This window comes from Paraburkholderia hiiakae (assembly GCF_904848665.1).
Classification (GTDB): Bacteria; Pseudomonadota; Gammaproteobacteria; order Burkholderiales; family Burkholderiaceae; genus Paraburkholderia; species Paraburkholderia hiiakae.
On sequence record NZ_CAJHCQ010000025.1, the window covers coordinates 109,465 to 125,021 of the forward strand.

Annotated in this window: 19 protein-coding genes; 12 read left to right on the forward strand and 7 right to left on the reverse strand. The window is 63.8% G+C overall.

What is annotated here, in order from left to right:
- Positions 1-327: 327 nt before the first annotated feature.
- A complete protein-coding gene (locus JMY28_RS33405) occupies positions 328-1,497 on the reverse strand; it encodes a GGDEF domain-containing protein (protein ID WP_201700152.1) in 1,170 nt (389 codons plus the stop codon).
- A 290-nt stretch (positions 1,498-1,787) separates the two neighbouring features.
- Between JMY28_RS33405 and JMY28_RS33410 the strand changes: the two genes are divergently transcribed.
- From JMY28_RS33410 to JMY28_RS33440, 7 genes are all read left to right on the forward strand, one after another.
- Positions 1,788-2,090 (forward strand): putative quinol monooxygenase, encoded by a 303-nt coding sequence (locus JMY28_RS33410; RefSeq protein WP_201700153.1) that lies wholly within the window; start codon positions 1,788-1,790, stop codon positions 2,088-2,090.
- Positions 2,091-2,223: 133 nt separating this feature from the next.
- A complete protein-coding gene (locus JMY28_RS33415; RefSeq protein ID WP_201700154.1) occupies positions 2,224-2,526 on the forward strand; it encodes a DUF2795 domain-containing protein in 303 nt (100 codons plus the stop codon).
- Between the two features lie 154 nt (positions 2,527-2,680).
- Positions 2,681-3,031 carry a response regulator gene (locus JMY28_RS33420; protein ID WP_201700155.1) on the forward strand — a complete coding sequence of 117 codons (351 nt, stop codon included), beginning with the start codon at positions 2,681-2,683 and terminating at the stop codon, positions 3,029-3,031.
- A gap of 264 nt (positions 3,032-3,295) precedes the next feature.
- Positions 3,296-3,502, forward strand: coding sequence for a hypothetical protein (locus JMY28_RS33425; protein ID WP_201700156.1), 207 nt, complete (start codon positions 3,296-3,298; stop codon positions 3,500-3,502).
- A gap of 135 nt (positions 3,503-3,637) precedes the next feature.
- Entirely contained in the window at positions 3,638-4,147 is a 510-nt protein-coding gene (locus JMY28_RS33430; RefSeq protein ID WP_201700157.1) for a PRC-barrel domain-containing protein, read from the forward strand.
- A 102-nt stretch (positions 4,148-4,249) separates the two neighbouring features.
- Positions 4,250-6,382, forward strand: a complete 2,133-nt coding sequence (locus JMY28_RS33435) for a phosphocholine-specific phospholipase C (RefSeq protein WP_201700158.1) — start codon at positions 4,250-4,252, stop codon at positions 6,380-6,382.
- A 153-nt stretch (positions 6,383-6,535) separates the two neighbouring features.
- A complete protein-coding gene (locus JMY28_RS33440) occupies positions 6,536-7,330 on the forward strand; it encodes an SDR family NAD(P)-dependent oxidoreductase (protein WP_201700159.1) in 795 nt (264 codons plus the stop codon).
- Between the two features lie 117 nt (positions 7,331-7,447).
- Here JMY28_RS33440 and JMY28_RS33445 read toward each other — a convergent pair whose 3' ends face one another.
- The 3 genes from JMY28_RS33445 to JMY28_RS33455 all read right to left on the reverse strand — a co-directional run bounded on the left by JMY28_RS33445 (position 7,448) and on the right by JMY28_RS33455 (position 9,165).
- Positions 7,448-7,612: a DUF1328 family protein gene (locus JMY28_RS33445; protein WP_027820439.1), complete on the reverse strand. Its 165-nt coding sequence runs from the start codon at positions 7,610-7,612 to the stop codon at positions 7,448-7,450.
- A 217-nt stretch (positions 7,613-7,829) separates the two neighbouring features.
- Positions 7,830-8,675, reverse strand: coding sequence for an alpha/beta hydrolase (locus JMY28_RS33450; RefSeq protein WP_201700160.1), 846 nt, complete (start codon positions 8,673-8,675; stop codon positions 7,830-7,832).
- 208 nt (positions 8,676-8,883) lie between these two features.
- Positions 8,884-9,165 (reverse strand): hypothetical protein, encoded by a 282-nt coding sequence (locus JMY28_RS33455; RefSeq protein ID WP_201700161.1) that lies wholly within the window; start codon positions 9,163-9,165, stop codon positions 8,884-8,886.
- 125 nt (positions 9,166-9,290) lie between these two features.
- On the opposite strand from JMY28_RS33455, the gene JMY28_RS33460 reads away from it, so the two are divergent.
- On the forward strand, positions 9,291-9,638 hold the full coding sequence (locus JMY28_RS33460) for an SOS response-associated peptidase family protein (protein WP_201700162.1): 348 nt from the start codon (positions 9,291-9,293) through the stop codon (positions 9,636-9,638).
- 722 nt (positions 9,639-10,360) lie between these two features.
- Here JMY28_RS33460 and JMY28_RS33465 read toward each other — a convergent pair.
- Together JMY28_RS33465 and JMY28_RS33470 are read right to left on the reverse strand one after the other, a co-directional pair.
- Positions 10,361-10,849 carry a hypothetical protein gene (locus JMY28_RS33465; protein ID WP_201700163.1) on the reverse strand — a complete coding sequence of 163 codons (489 nt, stop codon included), beginning with the start codon at positions 10,847-10,849 and terminating at the stop codon, positions 10,361-10,363.
- A complete protein-coding gene (locus tag JMY28_RS33470; RefSeq protein WP_201700164.1) occupies positions 10,840-11,034 on the reverse strand; it encodes a hypothetical protein in 195 nt (64 codons plus the stop codon). Before JMY28_RS33470 ends, JMY28_RS33465 begins: the two co-directional genes overlap by 10 nt.
- A 225-nt stretch (positions 11,035-11,259) precedes the next feature.
- Here JMY28_RS33470 and JMY28_RS33475 point away from each other — a divergent pair, with 225 nt between their 5' ends.
- From JMY28_RS33475 to JMY28_RS33485, 3 genes are all read left to right on the forward strand, one after another.
- Positions 11,260-11,574, forward strand: a complete 315-nt coding sequence (locus JMY28_RS33475) for a hypothetical protein (RefSeq protein WP_201700165.1) — start codon at positions 11,260-11,262, stop codon at positions 11,572-11,574.
- A 288-nt stretch (positions 11,575-11,862) separates the two neighbouring features.
- On the forward strand, positions 11,863-12,696 hold the full coding sequence (locus tag JMY28_RS33480; RefSeq protein ID WP_201700166.1) for a hypothetical protein: 834 nt from the start codon (positions 11,863-11,865) through the stop codon (positions 12,694-12,696).
- Between the two features lie 338 nt (positions 12,697-13,034).
- A complete protein-coding gene (locus JMY28_RS33485) occupies positions 13,035-14,039 on the forward strand; it encodes a hypothetical protein (protein WP_201700167.1) in 1,005 nt (334 codons plus the stop codon).
- 299 nt (positions 14,040-14,338) lie between these two features.
- On the opposite strand, the gene JMY28_RS33490 is transcribed toward JMY28_RS33485, so the two are convergent.
- Positions 14,339-14,488 carry a hypothetical protein gene (locus JMY28_RS33490; RefSeq protein WP_201700168.1) on the reverse strand — a complete coding sequence of 50 codons (150 nt, stop codon included), beginning with the start codon at positions 14,486-14,488 and terminating at the stop codon, positions 14,339-14,341.
- Positions 14,489-14,851: 363 nt separating this feature from the next.
- Between JMY28_RS33490 and JMY28_RS33495 the strand changes: the two genes are divergently transcribed.
- Positions 14,852-15,445: a type II toxin-antitoxin system Phd/YefM family antitoxin gene (locus JMY28_RS33495; RefSeq protein WP_201700169.1), complete on the forward strand. Its 594-nt coding sequence runs from the start codon at positions 14,852-14,854 to the stop codon at positions 15,443-15,445.
- Positions 15,446-15,557: the final 112 nt, after the last annotated feature.

Genomic DNA, 15,557 nt, shown 5'->3' on the forward strand with positions numbered 1-15,557 from the left:
GAGCAGGCGTCTTCATATCCGCACGAATCCCGCATCGCGTGATCGCCACTGGTTACAAGGGAAGAAACGCCCGCCCGAAAATTCTTGAGGCGCGCCACGCAGGCCACCTGGACCATGCACGTCATGCAGCGAAAGCGCCTTCACGCTGCACGCAACGTCAGTCGCGCCATTGATAATTATCGTTTAAAAACAGCGCTGTTAAGACTTTCGCGGAGCGCAACTATGCGTTGCGCATGGAGTTTCGATAAGGATTGCGCGTCGCGCCGCGAAAGGGCGCGAGCATTGATTCACAACGCATAAATTGCGCGAAGGAGACCGACAGAATCGTCAGATGGCCACGACGCGGTCGCGTCCGCGTGACTTGGCGACATAGAGCGCGGCGTCGGCGCGCGCCATCAAGGTGGCGAGCGAGTCTTGCGCCTCGACTTCATCCACGCCCGCACTGAAGGTGAGGCCGTCGTGCGCCTCGTGCGCGGATTCACGAGCGTGGGCGTCGGCGCTGCGGCGCACGGCGAGGGTCAACACGCGCAATTCGTCGAGACGCCTCACGGCGTCGTCGCGGGCCATCCCGACGAAGAGCAACGCGAATTCTTCGCCGCCCAGGCGGCCAAACACGTCCTCCACGCGCACACCACCCTTCACGACGCGGCAGAACTGCGCGAGCACGCGGTCACCTGTGGCGTGTCCGTAGCGGTCGTTGATCGACTTGAAGTGATCGATGTCGACAATCGCGAACGTGACCCGCTGGCCCGTCTCGCGCGCGGCTTCGAGCGACGCGTTCGCCTGGGCTAGAAACGCGCGGCGCGTGAGCGCGCCGGTCAGCTCGTCGTGGTTCGCGAGGCGTTCGAGCCGCTCGGCCATGCGGTCGTGCGCGAGCAGAACCATCCCGATCGAAAGCGCAGGCAACACGAGAATGCCGAGTGCAAGCCATGCCACGTTGAGCGGCGTGAAGTCGAGCAGCCCGTATTGCTTCACGATGCCGCTGCCGTACATCGCCCCGCGCAGCGCGTGCGCGAACGCACCCAGCCAGGCCGCCAGCGTAACGAACCGGTAGCTATAGACAGGACGCGCGGGCGGCCGGCAACGCCATGCGAGCCAGCCGATCGACGTGTAAATGGCCCCATGAAACGCGGAGACGACAGCCACGCGCGCGCCGAGACTGGGCGTCACCCAGTACCACCACACAATGCCCGTTGCGAGCGCAACGGTTCCGGCGTAAGCGAGCGGCACACGCGGCTTGAGCCCGAAGAACTGGCGGCAGCCCTCGAGCATGCGCACCACAGCTAGTGCCAGCAACGTATTCGAAACGAAGACGGTAAGGATGGGCAAGCCAAGCCGTTGCAGGCCCGCGAGCAGGAGCGCGACGCTTGCCATCAAATAGGCGCCGATCCACCGCCCGACACCGGGAATACCCGCAGGCCGCAGTGAGCCGAGAATGGCCAGGCTCATGATGCTCGAAAGCACCGTCACAAGAAGAATATTGACCGGATCTAGCATGTACGGCGTGGTCTGAAGATATGTTTGAGTTTACGGCATCAATTTGAAAAACATTCGCCCTGGCCCCGTGTAGAGGGTTTATTCGAAACCGGATGGCCCAGCCGGGCGAAGCGCGGCTGTGACTCGCCTCGACGAGAAAAAACCATGGATCTTGTCGATTCCATTTGGAGTCCAAACCATAATCCTTACGTGTAACCCAAGAAAACCGGCCGCACCGTCCCAACGCTTGACGAACGCCCCGAAGCACCGCGACCATACCTGAGACACCCCGACGTAACAGGAGCCATGTCATGACCCAACATGCGTTGTACGTCGAGCTGCATGCGCAGCCCGGCAAGGAAGAGGAACTGGCGGCATTTCTCGCGAGTGCGAAGCCACTGGTCGACGCCGAACCCGCCACGCGCGCCTGGTTCGGCGTGCGCTTCGACAAAGCGACGTTTGCAATCTTCGACGCATTCGACGACGAAGCCGGCCGCGACGCGCATCTGAACGGCCAGGTGGCGGCGGCGTTGATGGCACGCGCGGGCGAGCTGCTGGCCGCACCGCCGCAGATTCGCCACGCCGATGTGCTTGCCGACAAACTTCCCGCCTGAACGCCTTCCAGATTGTCCGCCGTGGCCAGCGCGCCCCACCCTTTCCACGTCCGAAAAAAAAGGGCGCGCACAGGTAAAAAGGTGCCAGGAATGGCATCTGCGGGAAGCATCGCGTTCTTCGAAGGAGACGCTGATGAAGCCTGCTTCCGCTTGCGAGGCAACACGAGCTGACACCCCCGACCAGGCGCGCTCGAACGCCGAGGCGCTGACCGGGCGCGTGCTGCGCGCGCTCGAATGCGTCACCTGGCCCGCGCACCCCGCCACGCTGATCGAAAGCGCCGAGCGCAGCGGCGCGCCGAGCGACGTGGTCGAAGCCCTTCACCAGTTGCCCGACGAGGCGTTCGGCAGCTTTGCCGAGGTTTCGGCACTCATCGTCGCGGGGCAACTGCGCGCGCGTGAATCCACCGCTCACCGGGGCGCGGCGCCGCAAGGGTGACGAACGAAGCCGAAAATGATCCCGCCCGCGCGGCGCGGGAACGAAAATTGCGCACTACAGTGGGGCGCCGGAAGCCTTCGGCCCGCCGCGACGCGATCGCGAAGAACAAAGGCACAGCCGCCATGATCGGCCGGGCCGCTCACGCAAGAAACGTATGACTACCGTATTACTAGTCGACGACGACACCAACGCGCTCGATGCGCTGAAGGAACTGGTCGGGCAGGAAGGCTATCGGGTGCGAACCGCCGCAGACGGCGCGGATGCGCTGCAAAGCGCGCTCGACGACCCTCCCGATGTCGTGATCTCCGACTGCATGATGCCGCGCATGGACGGTCTCTCCCTCATGCGCGAAATGAGGCGCAGCAGCAAGCTGGCGCGCGTGCCGCTCGTGCTCGTCTCCGCACTCGTCACCCCGCCCCCGGACGCCGACGTCGCGGGCTTCCTGCGCACGCCCTTCGCGGTTGCGCAATTGCTCGACATCCTCCACCGGTTCGCCGCGCCCTGACACGTTCGTGCCTCGTGCACGGCATGAACGATTTACATCACCGTTGTAGCGGCTTACGCGGCGCAGCGGCGCACCAGCGCACGAGTCGCCGACTCGCGCGGCCTTCCTTGATTCGGGTTCCTGATCGATAGCCTGCGCTGGCGCGCCACGGCATGACCGATGCTGTGGAATCGACGTGGCCAGTCCATTCCGGGCCGGCAGGGGATCGAACCCTCAAGCCGCATCGCGTCGTGATGCGATGTGCATAACCCAAGGGAGGTCGAAATGAGCGAATACGCAGGCCGCTCGCACGACGAGCGCGTAGCGCAACGTAAGCGCCAGAAAAAGGGCGCCACGGAGCCGCCAGGCGGCGATATGGCCGTGCACGGCACCGAGCCGGACGCCACTCACAGCAGCGGCGAGCTTTCGGAGCAAGGCAAGGAAGTGTGGCGCAAAGGCGCGGGCCTGGACGGCGGCGGCAAGAGCGACTGAATCCCTCTTCACGCCGCTACAACCGTCAGGACACATCGTTGCGCCCTCACCTTGCGCAACCTGCTGGATAACCGGCGCGCGCCGCGCACGGGAGACCACCGGCGTGCGCGTTTCATCATGAACAAGGAGAGCATCATGGCCTACTCGCAAACCCCAATCGGTTCGGCGCCGCGCGGCGGCGACGGCGCACGTATTGTCGGCCGCGATCGCTCGGCGACGCCTGGCCCCGGCCCCGACGTGATGGCGGCCAGTACGCTGGACAGCGACCGCGTGCTGAGCTCGGACGGCGACGAAGTCGGCAAGGTCAAGGAGATCATGCTCGACGTGGAAAGCGGCCGCATTGCCTACATGGTGATGTCGAGCGGCGGCTTTCTCGGCATCGGCGACAAGCTGCTCGCGGTGCCGTGGAATGCCCTCACGCTCGACGCGGCACGCAAATGCTTCGTGATCGCACTCAACTCCGAGCGCGTGAAGAACGCACCGGGCTTCGACAAAGGCGAGTGGCCCTCGATGGCCGATCGCACCTGGGCCAGTTCCGTGCATCAGTACTACGGCCGCGAGCCGTACTGGGGCGACGACGCCGCGAGCCTGCCGCTTGACGAGCCGGGGCGCGAGCCGCCGGAAGCCGGCGGCGTGAAGCTCTGACGCGCGCGCACGCGCACACACAAACGTTCATCGAGCGCCCGCGGCGGCGCCAACGTGTCATGCTAATGCTCGCGAGTACAACGACAACAACGCGAACACACCATGACTTCAATGGACCGCCGTGATTTCCTTCGCGCCGCCGCCGCGGGCGCGACGCTTAGCCTCGCTTCGCCCGCCATCCAGCGGGCGCTGGCCATTCCCGCCAACAACGCAACCGGTACGATCGAAGACGTGCAGCATATCGTCGTCTTCATGCAGGAAAACCGCGCGTTCGACCACTATTTCGGCACGCTGCCCGGTGTGCGCGGCTTCTCGGACCGCATCACGATTCCCCTGCCCGACGGCGCCAATGTCTGGCAGCAGAGCGACGGCTCGCGTACGCTGCTGCCGTTCTACCTGGACAGCCGCAAGGGCAACGCGTTGCTCGCGGGTGGCGCGCACAACTGGGCCGACGCCCACGCGGCGTGGGACCATGGCCGCATGACGCACTGGCCCAAGTTCAAGGGCGACGCCTCGATGGGCTATTTTCAGGCCTCCGACCTGCCGTTTCATTTCGCCCTGGCCAACGCCTTCACGATCTGCGACGCCTACTATTGCTCGCTGCACGGCGGCACCAACTCGAACCGGCTCTTTCTGTTCACCGGCACCAATGGCCCCACGGCCTCGCCTTATGCCGTGGTCGACAACAATGGCTGGGACAACATCGCCGCGCCGGCCACGGGCCTGAAATGGACCACGTATCCGGAACGCTTGCAGGCCGCAGGTGTCACGTGGAAGGTGTATGAGAATCAGCCCGACAACTACACGGACAATCCGCTCGTGGGGTTTGCGAGCTATCGCAAGGTTCTCGAAGCAATCGAAGGCTCGCCCAACGTGCCGTGGACCCAGGCGCTCGACGCGCGCGAGCCCCTGTATAAGGGTGTCGGCAATACGATGCCCGATGGCGGCTTCCTGCGGGCGCTCAATGACGACATCGCGGCGAACCAGTTGCCTCAGGTGAGCTGGATCATCGCACCGCCGGCCTATTCCGAACACCCCGCCGTTTCGACGCCGGGCCAGGGCGCCTACTACATCCAGAAGCTGCTCGAAGCGCTCACGCGCAACCCGGACATCTGGAGCAAGACCGTGCTCTTCGTGAACTACGACGAGAACGATTGCTTCTTCGATCACATGCCGCCGCCCTGCCCGCCCTCGCCCATCAAGGACGGCGAATACGCGGGCAAATCCACCGCCAGTACGCGCCACGAATACTTCACCATGCCGAACCCTCCCGGCGACGGCAAGCCGGTCAAGCCAGACGGCTTGCCGTTCGGGCCCGGGCCGCGCGTGCCGATGATCGTCGTCTCGCCGTGGAGCACGGGCGGCTATGTGAACTCCGAAGTCTTCGATCACACGTCGGTGCTGCGCTTCATCGAAATGCGCTTCGGCGTGCGCGAGCCGAACATCAGCCCGTGGCGGCGTGCCGTATTCGGTGATCTCACCTCGGCATTCAACTTCAGCACACCGAACGAAAAGCCGGTACAGACGTTTTCCGCACCGACGAAAGCCGACGCCGACGCGTTGAACAAGCAACAGAATGCCCTCAAGCCCGTACCAGTGCCCCAGCCCGGCATGCAGACCATGCCGCAGCAGGCGCGCAAGGCGCGGCCGTCGCGCGCACTGCCGTACCGCCTCAACGTGGATGCGAGCGTCGACGGGCGTCATCACAAGGTTCAGCTGGAGTTTGGCAATGAAGGAAAGGCCGGCGCCGTATTTCACGTGTACGACCAGCTTCACCTCGACAAGTCGCCGCGCCGATACACCGTCGAGGCAGGCAAGACACTGCGCGACACGTGGACATCCCCGGCATCCGACGACGGCGCGTACCGCCTGTGGGTGCTTGGGCCAAACGGTTTTCATCGCGCATTCGAGGGCAACGCGCATACGGTCGCGCACGGGCCGAATCCTGAAGTGCGCGTGCGCTATGACGCCGCGAGCAATGCGCTCGAGCTTGGCATCGCGAATCGCGCAAGCGTGGCTTCGAACGTGACCGTCGCGGCCAATGCCTACCGCAGCGACGGGCCATGGACTTACGCGCTGCGCGCCGGCGAACAGGTTCAGTCGAACTGGGCGCTCGCGGATTCGGGCGGCTGGTACGACTTCACCATGAGCGCGGAGAACGGTGTGATACGGCGCTTCGCGGGCCGTGTGGAAACCGGCAAGGACAGCGTGAGCGATCCGGCGATGGGTGCGTGAGGTGCGTGAGGTACCTGAGGCGCCTGAAAAAACAGCCAACGCCGCTGCGCAGTACACTGCCCCTTCCCTTCACGATGGCCGCGCCCGGCGTTGCGCCCCGAACGTTCAACGCGCGTTCAGAAGCGTGGCCTGCCTCCCCTTCAAGGAGCCCGCATGAAAATCGATCTGACTGGAAAACTCGCGCTCGTCACCGGTTCGGCTGCCGGCATCGGTCTTGCCGCGGCGAAGGGCCTCGCGCTTGCGGGCGCGGACGTGATCGTCAGCAGCCGTCACACCGAGAGCGTGCGCGAGGCCGAGGCCGCGCTGCGCACCGCGGCGCCCGGCGCGCGGGTGCAAGGCTTCGTCGGCGATCTTTCCAACGCTCAGGGATGCGATGCACTCGTGAAGGCGCATCCGCAGGTGGACATTCTCGTGAACAATCTCGGCGTGTTTCAGCAGCAGGACTTCTTCGAGATTCCCGATGCCGAATGGCTGCGTTTCTTCGAAACGAATGTAATGTCGGGCGTACGACTCTCGCGCGCGTATGCGAATGCGATGGTCAAGCGTGGCTGGGGGCGCATCGTGTTCATCTCATCGGAATCGGGGTTGAACATTCCCGCCGACATGATCCACTACGGCATGACGAAAACGGCGCAACTCGCCCTCGCACGCGGCCTCGCCAAGCGCCTCGCGGGGACGGGCGTCACGGTCAATTCGGTGCTGCCGGGCCCGACGCTCTCAGAAGGGGTGGCGCAGATGCTCAAGGACGAAGTCGCCGCTTCGGGCAAAACCGTCGAGGAAGTCGCCGCGCAGTTCGTGCAGACGCATCGTGCATCTTCCATCATCCGCCGCGCGGCGAGCGTGGAGGAAGTGGCGAACATGATCGTCTACGCGTGCTCGAAAGAGGCATCCGCTACGACGGGCGCGGCGCTGCGCGTGGACGGCGGCGTGGTGGATACCATCGCGTGACGCCCCCGGCCGCAAGCGTGTGGATTTGATTCGCTATACGAATCAGAGCCTTGAACACAAAAGTGCAGCCCGCGCGGGCGGGCTGCACTTCGACAACAAAGAGGCGTGGCTCGCTGATCAACCCCTTCTCACGACGCCAAGCAGCAACGTGACGAGGAAAACCACGAGGAAAATGAAGAACAGGATCTTGGCGATCGATGCCGCACCCGCCGCGATGCCGCCAAAACCGAACACGGCCGCGATGATCGCGATGATAAAGAAAATGACAGCGTATTGAAGCATGACGTCCTCCTGCACCCGGTGCGATCCGGCTCAAGGTTGGTCGCCGCGCCCCGGCGCCGCGTGCGGTCGCCCGATGCCCGGCATCTGGTTGAGCGGGACGGATCTACGCGCCCGCCCCTGCAGGATCATGTGAGCAAGCGCGGTGCCTGAGGTCAGGCACGCGCTCCCAGGAATCGTGTAACGCAAGGATGTTGGCAAACGCGCGCGCCGCGATGCGTTACGCCACTTGCGGATGCCAGCCGGCGCGCTGGAACCCCGTGGCGAAGAAGAGCACCTGATAGCGGATCGAGTTCGACCAGTAGGACCACGTATGGCCACCGGGGCGTTCCGCGTAATCGTGAGGCACACCCAGTTCGACGAGCTTTTCGTGCAGCGTGCGGTTCGACTGCACAAAGAAGTCGCTCACGCCGCAGTCGATGGTGAGCGCGATATGCGCATGCTCGAAGTCCTGCGCGCTATCCACGATCGCATTGCTGTTCCAGAACGACGCGTGCCGCGCGGGATCGCCGAATACGTGAGCGATGCCGGGCTCGTCCTCGCAATTGCGCGGATCGACTGCGCCGCTAATGCTGCCGGCCGCACCGAACGTCTCCTGCCGGTCCAGCGCAATGCGCAGCGCGCCGAAACCGCCCATGCTCAAGCCCGTGATCGCGCGCGCTTCGCGCGAGGCGATCGTGCGGAAATGCGTGTCGATATACGACACGACCTCGCTGCCCACATAGGTTTCATAACGACTGTTCCGATCGAACGGGCTGTCGATATACCAGCTCTCGTGACCACCGTCCGGCATCACCAGCACCACGTGGTAACGGTCGGCGAGCTTGCCGATGTGGGTGTTCGAGGTCCAGTCGGCATAACTGCCGCCCGATCCATGTAGCACGTAGATCACCGGAAAACGCGCGGCATGGTTGCCGCGCGCGTAGTCGTCGGGCAAGACGACGGTCGCGTCGAACGAGCGCTGCATCGCGGCGCTGGGGATCGAGACGATACGCGTCTGGTATGCCCAGACGGGAGCACTGAGAAGCAGCGCCAGAACGAACCAGCACGCGCGGACAATAGCCATGAGTCGCTCTTGTGTTGACTGCCACGAAAGACAACTGCTTTCACGAACTCTAACAAGGGCCACTTACAGCCAAATTTCAGCGTGCCATACGATTTGTTGCGAATTGTTGGCAAACGTGGGGGAGCCCACATGATGGGAGATGAAACGCCGCGCGGGTCATTTCCGAGGGAGCCCTCTATCTCACAGAGTCGACGGCGCAGGCCAACGCTCAATCGCCGTTGCGCCGCCTGCGTCGCAGCCGTCCCTCCGGCTCCCCCTCATGCAATAAACCCCTTTGACGCGCCGTGAGCGGATCGGTCAAACACGGCTCCGCGTCGAGTTCCTGCTCGAAACGCTCCCACATGCCAGCAGGCGTATTCGCCGTGCCGACGCGCTTGCCGATCGTGAGCCGAATCTGGTTCGCCCGGCTGATGGTGGAGCGCAGCCGGTGGATTTCCCATAGCAACCGCAATACGACGGGCAAGGGATTCCGATCGTAGATTTCAGCCAACTCCGCTGCCGTGAGCGGAGGGAAGTGACGATGATCCCGTCCCATTTTCCGCCCCAAAACACTGTATATTTATACAGCCTATCACATGTCAGAATGATTCTGAAGGACGGGACGGAGAGACGACCATGTGCACGAACTACGCCGCCGCACGCCGTGACTACCTATTCAGGCATTACGGCGTCCTGCCGCCGGACGACCCTTGGCGCGACGAGATTTACAAGGACTATGCCGCGCCGGTGATCCGCCGGGCGAACGAAGTGCCCGATGCACGCGAAGCCCTGCTCGCGACGTTCGGCATGGTGCCGCGCAAGCACATTCCGCCCGGCGTGAAAGTGTTCGACACGATGAATGCGCGTGCCGAATCGGTGGGTGAGAGGCGCAGTTTCAGTGGCGCGTGGAAAAAGCTGCAACTCTGTTTGATAACGTGGTACCGGTTAGATGTAGAGGCATGGACACCGCAGAAAAGCGCCTAGTAGCACGCTACTCCTGAACCACGAGCAATGTCCATGGTGTGACGCTCACGACTGCCATTTGGCTCGCCATATGTCCATGGGTCGAAACATGCGAGACCAGTCGCCCACAACGGCTGCTAGCACATGCAAGCGTCGCAAAACCTGACTCAACGCGTCGCATGAATAGCTGATCGCCCCGCTGGCCGTAGTGCGCTGCGTCAGCTTGTACGGGTCTCCATCTGTCCGTCGAAAGATCGGTCCATCAGGGTCCAAGCCGCGATAGGCCGCTGTCCTCGTGGTAACGCCGTGTCGCGCGGTGACTCGATACGCGAGATAGGAATCGACAGCCGTAACTACCTTCGCATTCACCCAGAAGACAGGGCGCTCTTTCGAGTTGTGCGCGATCGTTGCTCGCACAACGCTCTTCTCACGAACAGCCCCCGATTCGAGAGCGAAGTCGCGGACAGTCAGAGAGGCGAGCTCGGTGAGCATCATCCCGGTCCCGTACAGGACGTAAAGGAGAGCGACATCGCGCAGTGGCGATTCTCCGGTTACAGCAGCGACTTTCAACATATGCCGCAGTTGCCGCTCTTCGATCACAGGAGCCTTTGCCATACGTGAACCATTGTGTTTAGAGACCGTTCAAATCGTATGCAGCGGAATGCTCTCGCGCAAGGGCGCGCACAACCCCGTCTCCGCTCCCAACCCCGGAAAGTTGGCTCACGTCTGCGATTCGGCGACCACTACTGCTTCCTGAGACACGCCGCGACCGTGTGGCCCCGGAAGTCGCTGGACTTCGTCGCCGGGTTCCAGGTGCAGGTGTAGATGCGCGGGTCGCGGGGGGAATTCTTCGGGTCGTCCGTGATGCCGGCGTTCTGCAGCAGCGCACTACCCGGGCCAGCCCAGCACATGCCCCCAACCAGGACTTCGTGTGGCATGCAGTGGGCGGAGCCTTCCTCCCCGTCGTTGCGCAGCTCGACCATCATGCCGTCCGGCAGGGCCGACAGGCGCGCCTCGTCAACGGCCTGCTGCGCGGCGAGCGTAGCGAGCCGCCGCTCGACCTGCGCCTGCTGCGCCTTCAGCTGCGCCTGCCCCTGCGCAAGCGCATCAAAACAGGCCCGCATCTCGGTGGTGGACCTGATGTCGGCGGCCTTCGCCGGACACTCGGCCACGGCGGCCGGCGCACTGGCCAGCAGAAGCAGCACCACGGCCGGATGACGGATTACGGACATTTCCGGAAAAACTCCTCGATGTCGAGCACCCCGGCACAGTCGGTCGTCGCCCAGCGCTCCAGCCACGCCGTCACAGGGGGAAACTGCACGAGGGCAGTCACGATCGCCACAATCACGGCGGCGACAGCCACGATGAATCCCCATTCAGCGAGACCAAGCGACCTGCCATGTGACGGCTCATTCATCAGCTGCGCTCCCACTAGCCCGGGCGGGCCCGAAACGGCGGCGGGGCCGCCCGTGGCCCGCGCCGATGTGCAAACACCATAGGCCAGGCAGCTTACGCGCGCCTTCTGACGTGTGGCGCAGCGCACAGAGGGGACAGCTCCGTGAAAGCCGGCTGCCCTAGCCTGATCCGGCAGGCCTGTCGCGGCGCGTGCCGGACGCGGCCCACCCAGCCACGGAGAAACGTCATGACCCTTCACGCCGCCGCCATCAAGTGCTCGCTGAGCCAGGAAGCCAGGGCCGAACGTCTGGAGCTCAGGAGCGATAACTCGTGGCACCGGCTGACCGACCACTGGCTGCCAGACAAAGAGGGGAAATGGAGCCAGCAGTCCAACAGTGGCGTCCTGGTCACGGGTGACGATCACCGCAAGCTCCTGTTCCTCACCGGCTTTCAGTTCGCCGGAGCCTTCGACGGCTATCACGGCCGGCTGCTGGGAGAGTTCAACGGCGACGCCGGAACGTGGAGTGTCGTGACCACCACCCAGACTCCATCCGGGGATTGAGCTCGCGTGGTCGGGGTTGCTGGTAGCGCGCCGGGGAGAGGGGAGTTTTCCGGGGCGCCGGCAATGCCCCGGAACGTTGTGCATGCAGGCTCCGCCCGCACCCGACTCGTCGCGCGCGGTCCGCATGTGCGATACCGCACAGAAGCGCCCCGGAATCCACCCTGATACTTTCACGTGCCCTACGCTTGCCATACAGGAACATCGCTCCTGCTGGCCCGGGCAGTGGCCCCCGTCACTTGCCCCCGGACTCGCCCGGCAGGAAAACCCTTTTGAACAGGAGGTCCGGACATGCCGATCGCGTTTGCTGTGGTGCTCGAAGAAGGTGCCAAGGCGCTCGCCACCGCATTTGGCAAGGAGCTGGCAAAGCAGTTCGCCAACTTCCTGTTCGGCACGCTCGCCACGAAAGATGACATCCGTCAGGCCATCCGGGAACTGGAGGCCTTCATTGACCAGCGCATTGACCAGCTTGAGGACAACCTCGAAGACGCCGGGCTCCTCGCCGCCCGGACCCAGCTTGAGGACTATTCGGCAACGCATGATCCCGCGATCCTCGCCGCCGCCTATAACTCCATCACCCAGAGTATTTCGTTCTTCCGGGCACGCTCGGCGGATGATCCCGCGTTCGACCGGACCCATGTGGTCGCCCTGCTCAAGATGATCAACACGGATATCGGCGTCTGGATCTTCCGGTGCACCCGTACCGCCCAGCCGGATCCCCACAACCGGGACGTGTTGCGTGACCGGTGCACGAATCACGCGCTCTGGCTGGAGAACACCATCAGGTCGATCGAGCAGTACCAGGCGGAGAGCGTGACCGATGTGCGGATCCAGCTCACGGATGCCAGCGCACCCTATGATCCGCCTGGCCCCCGTCCGCCCCGCCTCACCGAATGCGACGCGTCGTTCGATGTGGTCGGCGCGCGGTATGCCGGCGGGCGGCGAACCGTGTCGAAATCCGCACTTGATGATCTGGCAGGCGTCAGGAACTACATCGACAATGCGCGCGCAGGCGAAATGGCGCGCATCCAGAACGAAGCCACCCAGCGGGACACCCAGATCGTGCAACCGGCCAACCGCTACATCGACGCGTTGCGCAAGCTCGCGCAAACGCTGTCCCCATGAGCTGTACCGCCGCGCCCAGGCACCAACGTTTCCAGCGGGCAAGCGTCGGCTTCCGGTCGACCCTGAGCTCCGGAGACGCGCTCAGGGTGGCGTCCGGTTCCGGCCGCACGCAGCCGGCCATTACGGCAAGCCTTCGTATCCTTGCGCACAGACCGGCACAAGGCCGCCTGGGCGCGCGGCTCTCCTTGCGCTAACGTGCAAGGTGCGGGCCGCGCCCGCAGCACGCCCCCTCCGATGACCCGGCGAGAAGCACCGGCCAGCGCAGGCGTTGGCTCCCGCGTGTGCAGAATCCTCGCCGCCCCTGTACCGCCACGTCGCGCCTGACCTCGGGAGCCGCCATGCGAACGCACTATGACCCCTTCGCCGACTGTGTCCAGACAACGCGCAGCGCAGAAGATCGCCTCCGGCGCAACCATCTGCGCATCCTGTGGGTCGAAGTCGCCATCGAACTCGTCATGTGCTTGGTCGATGCGTATGACAGCCTCAAGCAGGGGGGCGGCGGAGATGACACCAGCGCAGCGCTCGGATCCATCTCGACCCAGCTTGGCAATATCGTCGAGAAGCTCGACGAGGTTAAAGCAGAGTTATCCGAAATATTCGACCTGCTGACTCGACTCCCGGAGCTCATTCGCGGTGTGCTCAAAGAGGATGAAAGCAATGAGCTGATCGGGGAACTGTCCACGCTCGTGCTCGTGGTCGAGGGCTACACCGGCTCACCTGATCGGCTTTACACTCACAAGGACGAGGTGGTCTCGCTGCTTGACGCCATGATTGTGAAGGTTGGCGGCCTCACGGGAATCTGGGGGATGAGTGGACTGCTGGTCGCTTCGCCCTATCTCGGCTCCTATCTCTCCGGCAGGGTCGCCTATGAAAAGGTGATGAAGTCCCGTGATCCGGGATACCAGATCTATTCGCCATGGTCGGAGCCCGTGATCAAGGATGCAAAGCAGAAGTTGATCGGGCTGTTTGCGGATGTCGAGAAACAGGATTACGAAAACGAACAGCAGAATATTCCAAACTTTCCGCCGCATATGCGGCCGCTGGTGCTCGATGGCCCCTACCTGCGTCCGACTCCATGGGGGGCTGGGGATGGCACGTACCGACTGACCTGTCCCAGCGCTGCACCCGAGCGTCTGCAGCAGTGGAGCGCATTCCCCCCCGGTTCCCCGGACGGGCAGTGGCTCGACGTCCCTGACGACCCGGACAATCGGGTAGTCGGCGTCTGGAAAGGTGTGGTGTCGTCCCGCGATGAAGTGAAGACTTTCTATGACACGGTTCCACAGGTCTACGTGGCCAAGGCGAACCTCCTGTCCACTTTCGACGAGCCGCCCAACTTCTGGTGACCGGTACTTCGGCTGCCCCTCCGGCGGCGTCTTCCGCAACTGGGTTCTTGCGGGGTGAAGGCGCGAGCCCTGAAAATTGTGCGCTCATGCAACAGGCAGAAACACAAAAGGGAACGGCCGCCGGGCGCCTTGTGAGAGGGACGCGGCGGGGTTTCACCTGTTCGAGGTCGCGAGCCACCGCATGGGTCGACCTGCGCCCCGCGTAAACGTGCAGGCCGCCATGCGCTACATGAATCTGCGAACCCTCTGCGGTTGTGTCCCCAACCGTTCGGGTGGAGGCCTCTCGTGGTTGATTGGAATCACACGACGGACTCCTTACCAAAGTCCCACGGTACCTGCACCGCGCTCCTGAGCAGGCCATGCTCGTGACACCTCGCCAAGCTGATGTCGACCTTCTCCTGCGTGGCGAGCGCCGGATTAGCGGCCCAGCGCGGGGATCGTTGCAGCACAACGCCCTTCCAGGGTACGCATCAGCAGCCCGGATGGGCTCCCTCATACGGTCGGCGGTGTCCGCCGACCTCATTGCCCACCGTGAGGTCCTCGCGGCGCCCAAGTGATTGCACCCCGCACCGCGGCGCCTCGCGCTCGCACTATACCGCCGTGGTAATTTTTTCTCATGATTCGCTCAAAACCGGTATATTTTCATCCGATTTGATTGGATTTCCCCTTTGTTTTTTTATCCGTCACGGACGCAACGCGACAATATCGTTGACGCTCGGCACCCCGTGTCCTGCTCACGCAGCCACGCCCGGCCCGTTGAAAACACAGGGCTTTTGCCCGCCGTGCCATAATCGAAGACACCACGCCCCCCCATGCCCCACGATCCAGCCACCCCGAACCCCGACATAGCCGTCCCCGCGAAGGGCGAGGTCACGTCCTTCGTCAGCGGCGGCCAGCGGTACATCGTGATGCCCGCGTCCGACTACGAGGGCCTCACCGAGACCGAGCACCTGCTGGGCTCCCCGGAGAACGCCGCCGGGATTGCGGAGGCGAAGCGCTGGGCAGAGGAAACATTCGGACGTGACCGGCAGGTTGCGGGACCGGAAGAGACGGCGAAGCCGACGGGATACACCGAGTTTGCGGGCGCCGCACGCGCCCTGGCGCTGTGCATCGCGGGCGAGGGATCTCCCGGCTCGTGGTTTGGGGCGCCGTTCGCTGGCCCGCAGGAGTCAACCTGCGACTACGGGCGGCTGGTCTGCATGACAACCGGCCTCACCCAGGTCCTGCTGTCCGGCACGCCTGTATCCATCGGTTCGCCTGCGCTCACGGCACACCAGGCGATCGAGCTGGCGCGGCGTCTGGCGCAGGAATCGTCCAGACGGACCACCTATTCCGCTTCCTCGAACCCAGGCTCGATGTCGGGCGCGTTGCGCAGGAAACACCCCCGCGACAACAAGAAACCCTGATGGTGTCACGGATCGGCGTAATCGAGCCGGGGATGATCGGCGTAATGAGGCCACCTGGAATGGCCCCGAAACGCGATTTCGAAGGGACTCAAGAATGCGGTTTTTTGCCTGA

Coding starts and splice junctions, on each gene's coding strand:
- JMY28_RS33405 (WP_201700152.1), bottom strand. CDS start 1,497: ATGCTAGATCCGGTCAATATTCTTCTTGTGACGGTGCTTTCGAGCATC.
- JMY28_RS33410 (WP_201700153.1), top strand. CDS start 1,788: ATGACCCAACATGCGTTGTACGTCGAGCTGCATGCGCAGCCCGGCAAG.
- JMY28_RS33415 (WP_201700154.1), top strand. CDS start 2,224: ATGAAGCCTGCTTCCGCTTGCGAGGCAACACGAGCTGACACCCCCGAC.
- JMY28_RS33420 (WP_201700155.1), top strand. CDS start 2,681: ATGACTACCGTATTACTAGTCGACGACGACACCAACGCGCTCGATGCG.
- JMY28_RS33425 (WP_201700156.1), top strand. CDS start 3,296: ATGAGCGAATACGCAGGCCGCTCGCACGACGAGCGCGTAGCGCAACGT.
- JMY28_RS33430 (WP_201700157.1), top strand. CDS start 3,638: ATGGCCTACTCGCAAACCCCAATCGGTTCGGCGCCGCGCGGCGGCGAC.
- JMY28_RS33435 (WP_201700158.1), top strand. CDS start 4,250: ATGACTTCAATGGACCGCCGTGATTTCCTTCGCGCCGCCGCCGCGGGC.
- JMY28_RS33440 (WP_201700159.1), top strand. CDS start 6,536: ATGAAAATCGATCTGACTGGAAAACTCGCGCTCGTCACCGGTTCGGCT.
- JMY28_RS33445 (WP_027820439.1), bottom strand. CDS start 7,612: ATGCTTCAATACGCTGTCATTTTCTTTATCATCGCGATCATCGCGGCC.
- JMY28_RS33450 (WP_201700160.1), bottom strand. CDS start 8,675: ATGGCTATTGTCCGCGCGTGCTGGTTCGTTCTGGCGCTGCTTCTCAGT.
- JMY28_RS33460 (WP_201700162.1), top strand. CDS start 9,291: ATGTGCACGAACTACGCCGCCGCACGCCGTGACTACCTATTCAGGCAT.
- JMY28_RS33465 (WP_201700163.1), bottom strand. CDS start 10,849: ATGTCCGTAATCCGTCATCCGGCCGTGGTGCTGCTTCTGCTGGCCAGT.
- JMY28_RS33470 (WP_201700164.1), bottom strand. CDS start 11,034: ATGAATGAGCCGTCACATGGCAGGTCGCTTGGTCTCGCTGAATGGGGA.
- JMY28_RS33475 (WP_201700165.1), top strand. CDS start 11,260: ATGACCCTTCACGCCGCCGCCATCAAGTGCTCGCTGAGCCAGGAAGCC.
- JMY28_RS33480 (WP_201700166.1), top strand. CDS start 11,863: ATGCCGATCGCGTTTGCTGTGGTGCTCGAAGAAGGTGCCAAGGCGCTC.
- JMY28_RS33485 (WP_201700167.1), top strand. CDS start 13,035: ATGCGAACGCACTATGACCCCTTCGCCGACTGTGTCCAGACAACGCGC.
- JMY28_RS33495 (WP_201700169.1), top strand. CDS start 14,852: ATGCCCCACGATCCAGCCACCCCGAACCCCGACATAGCCGTCCCCGCG.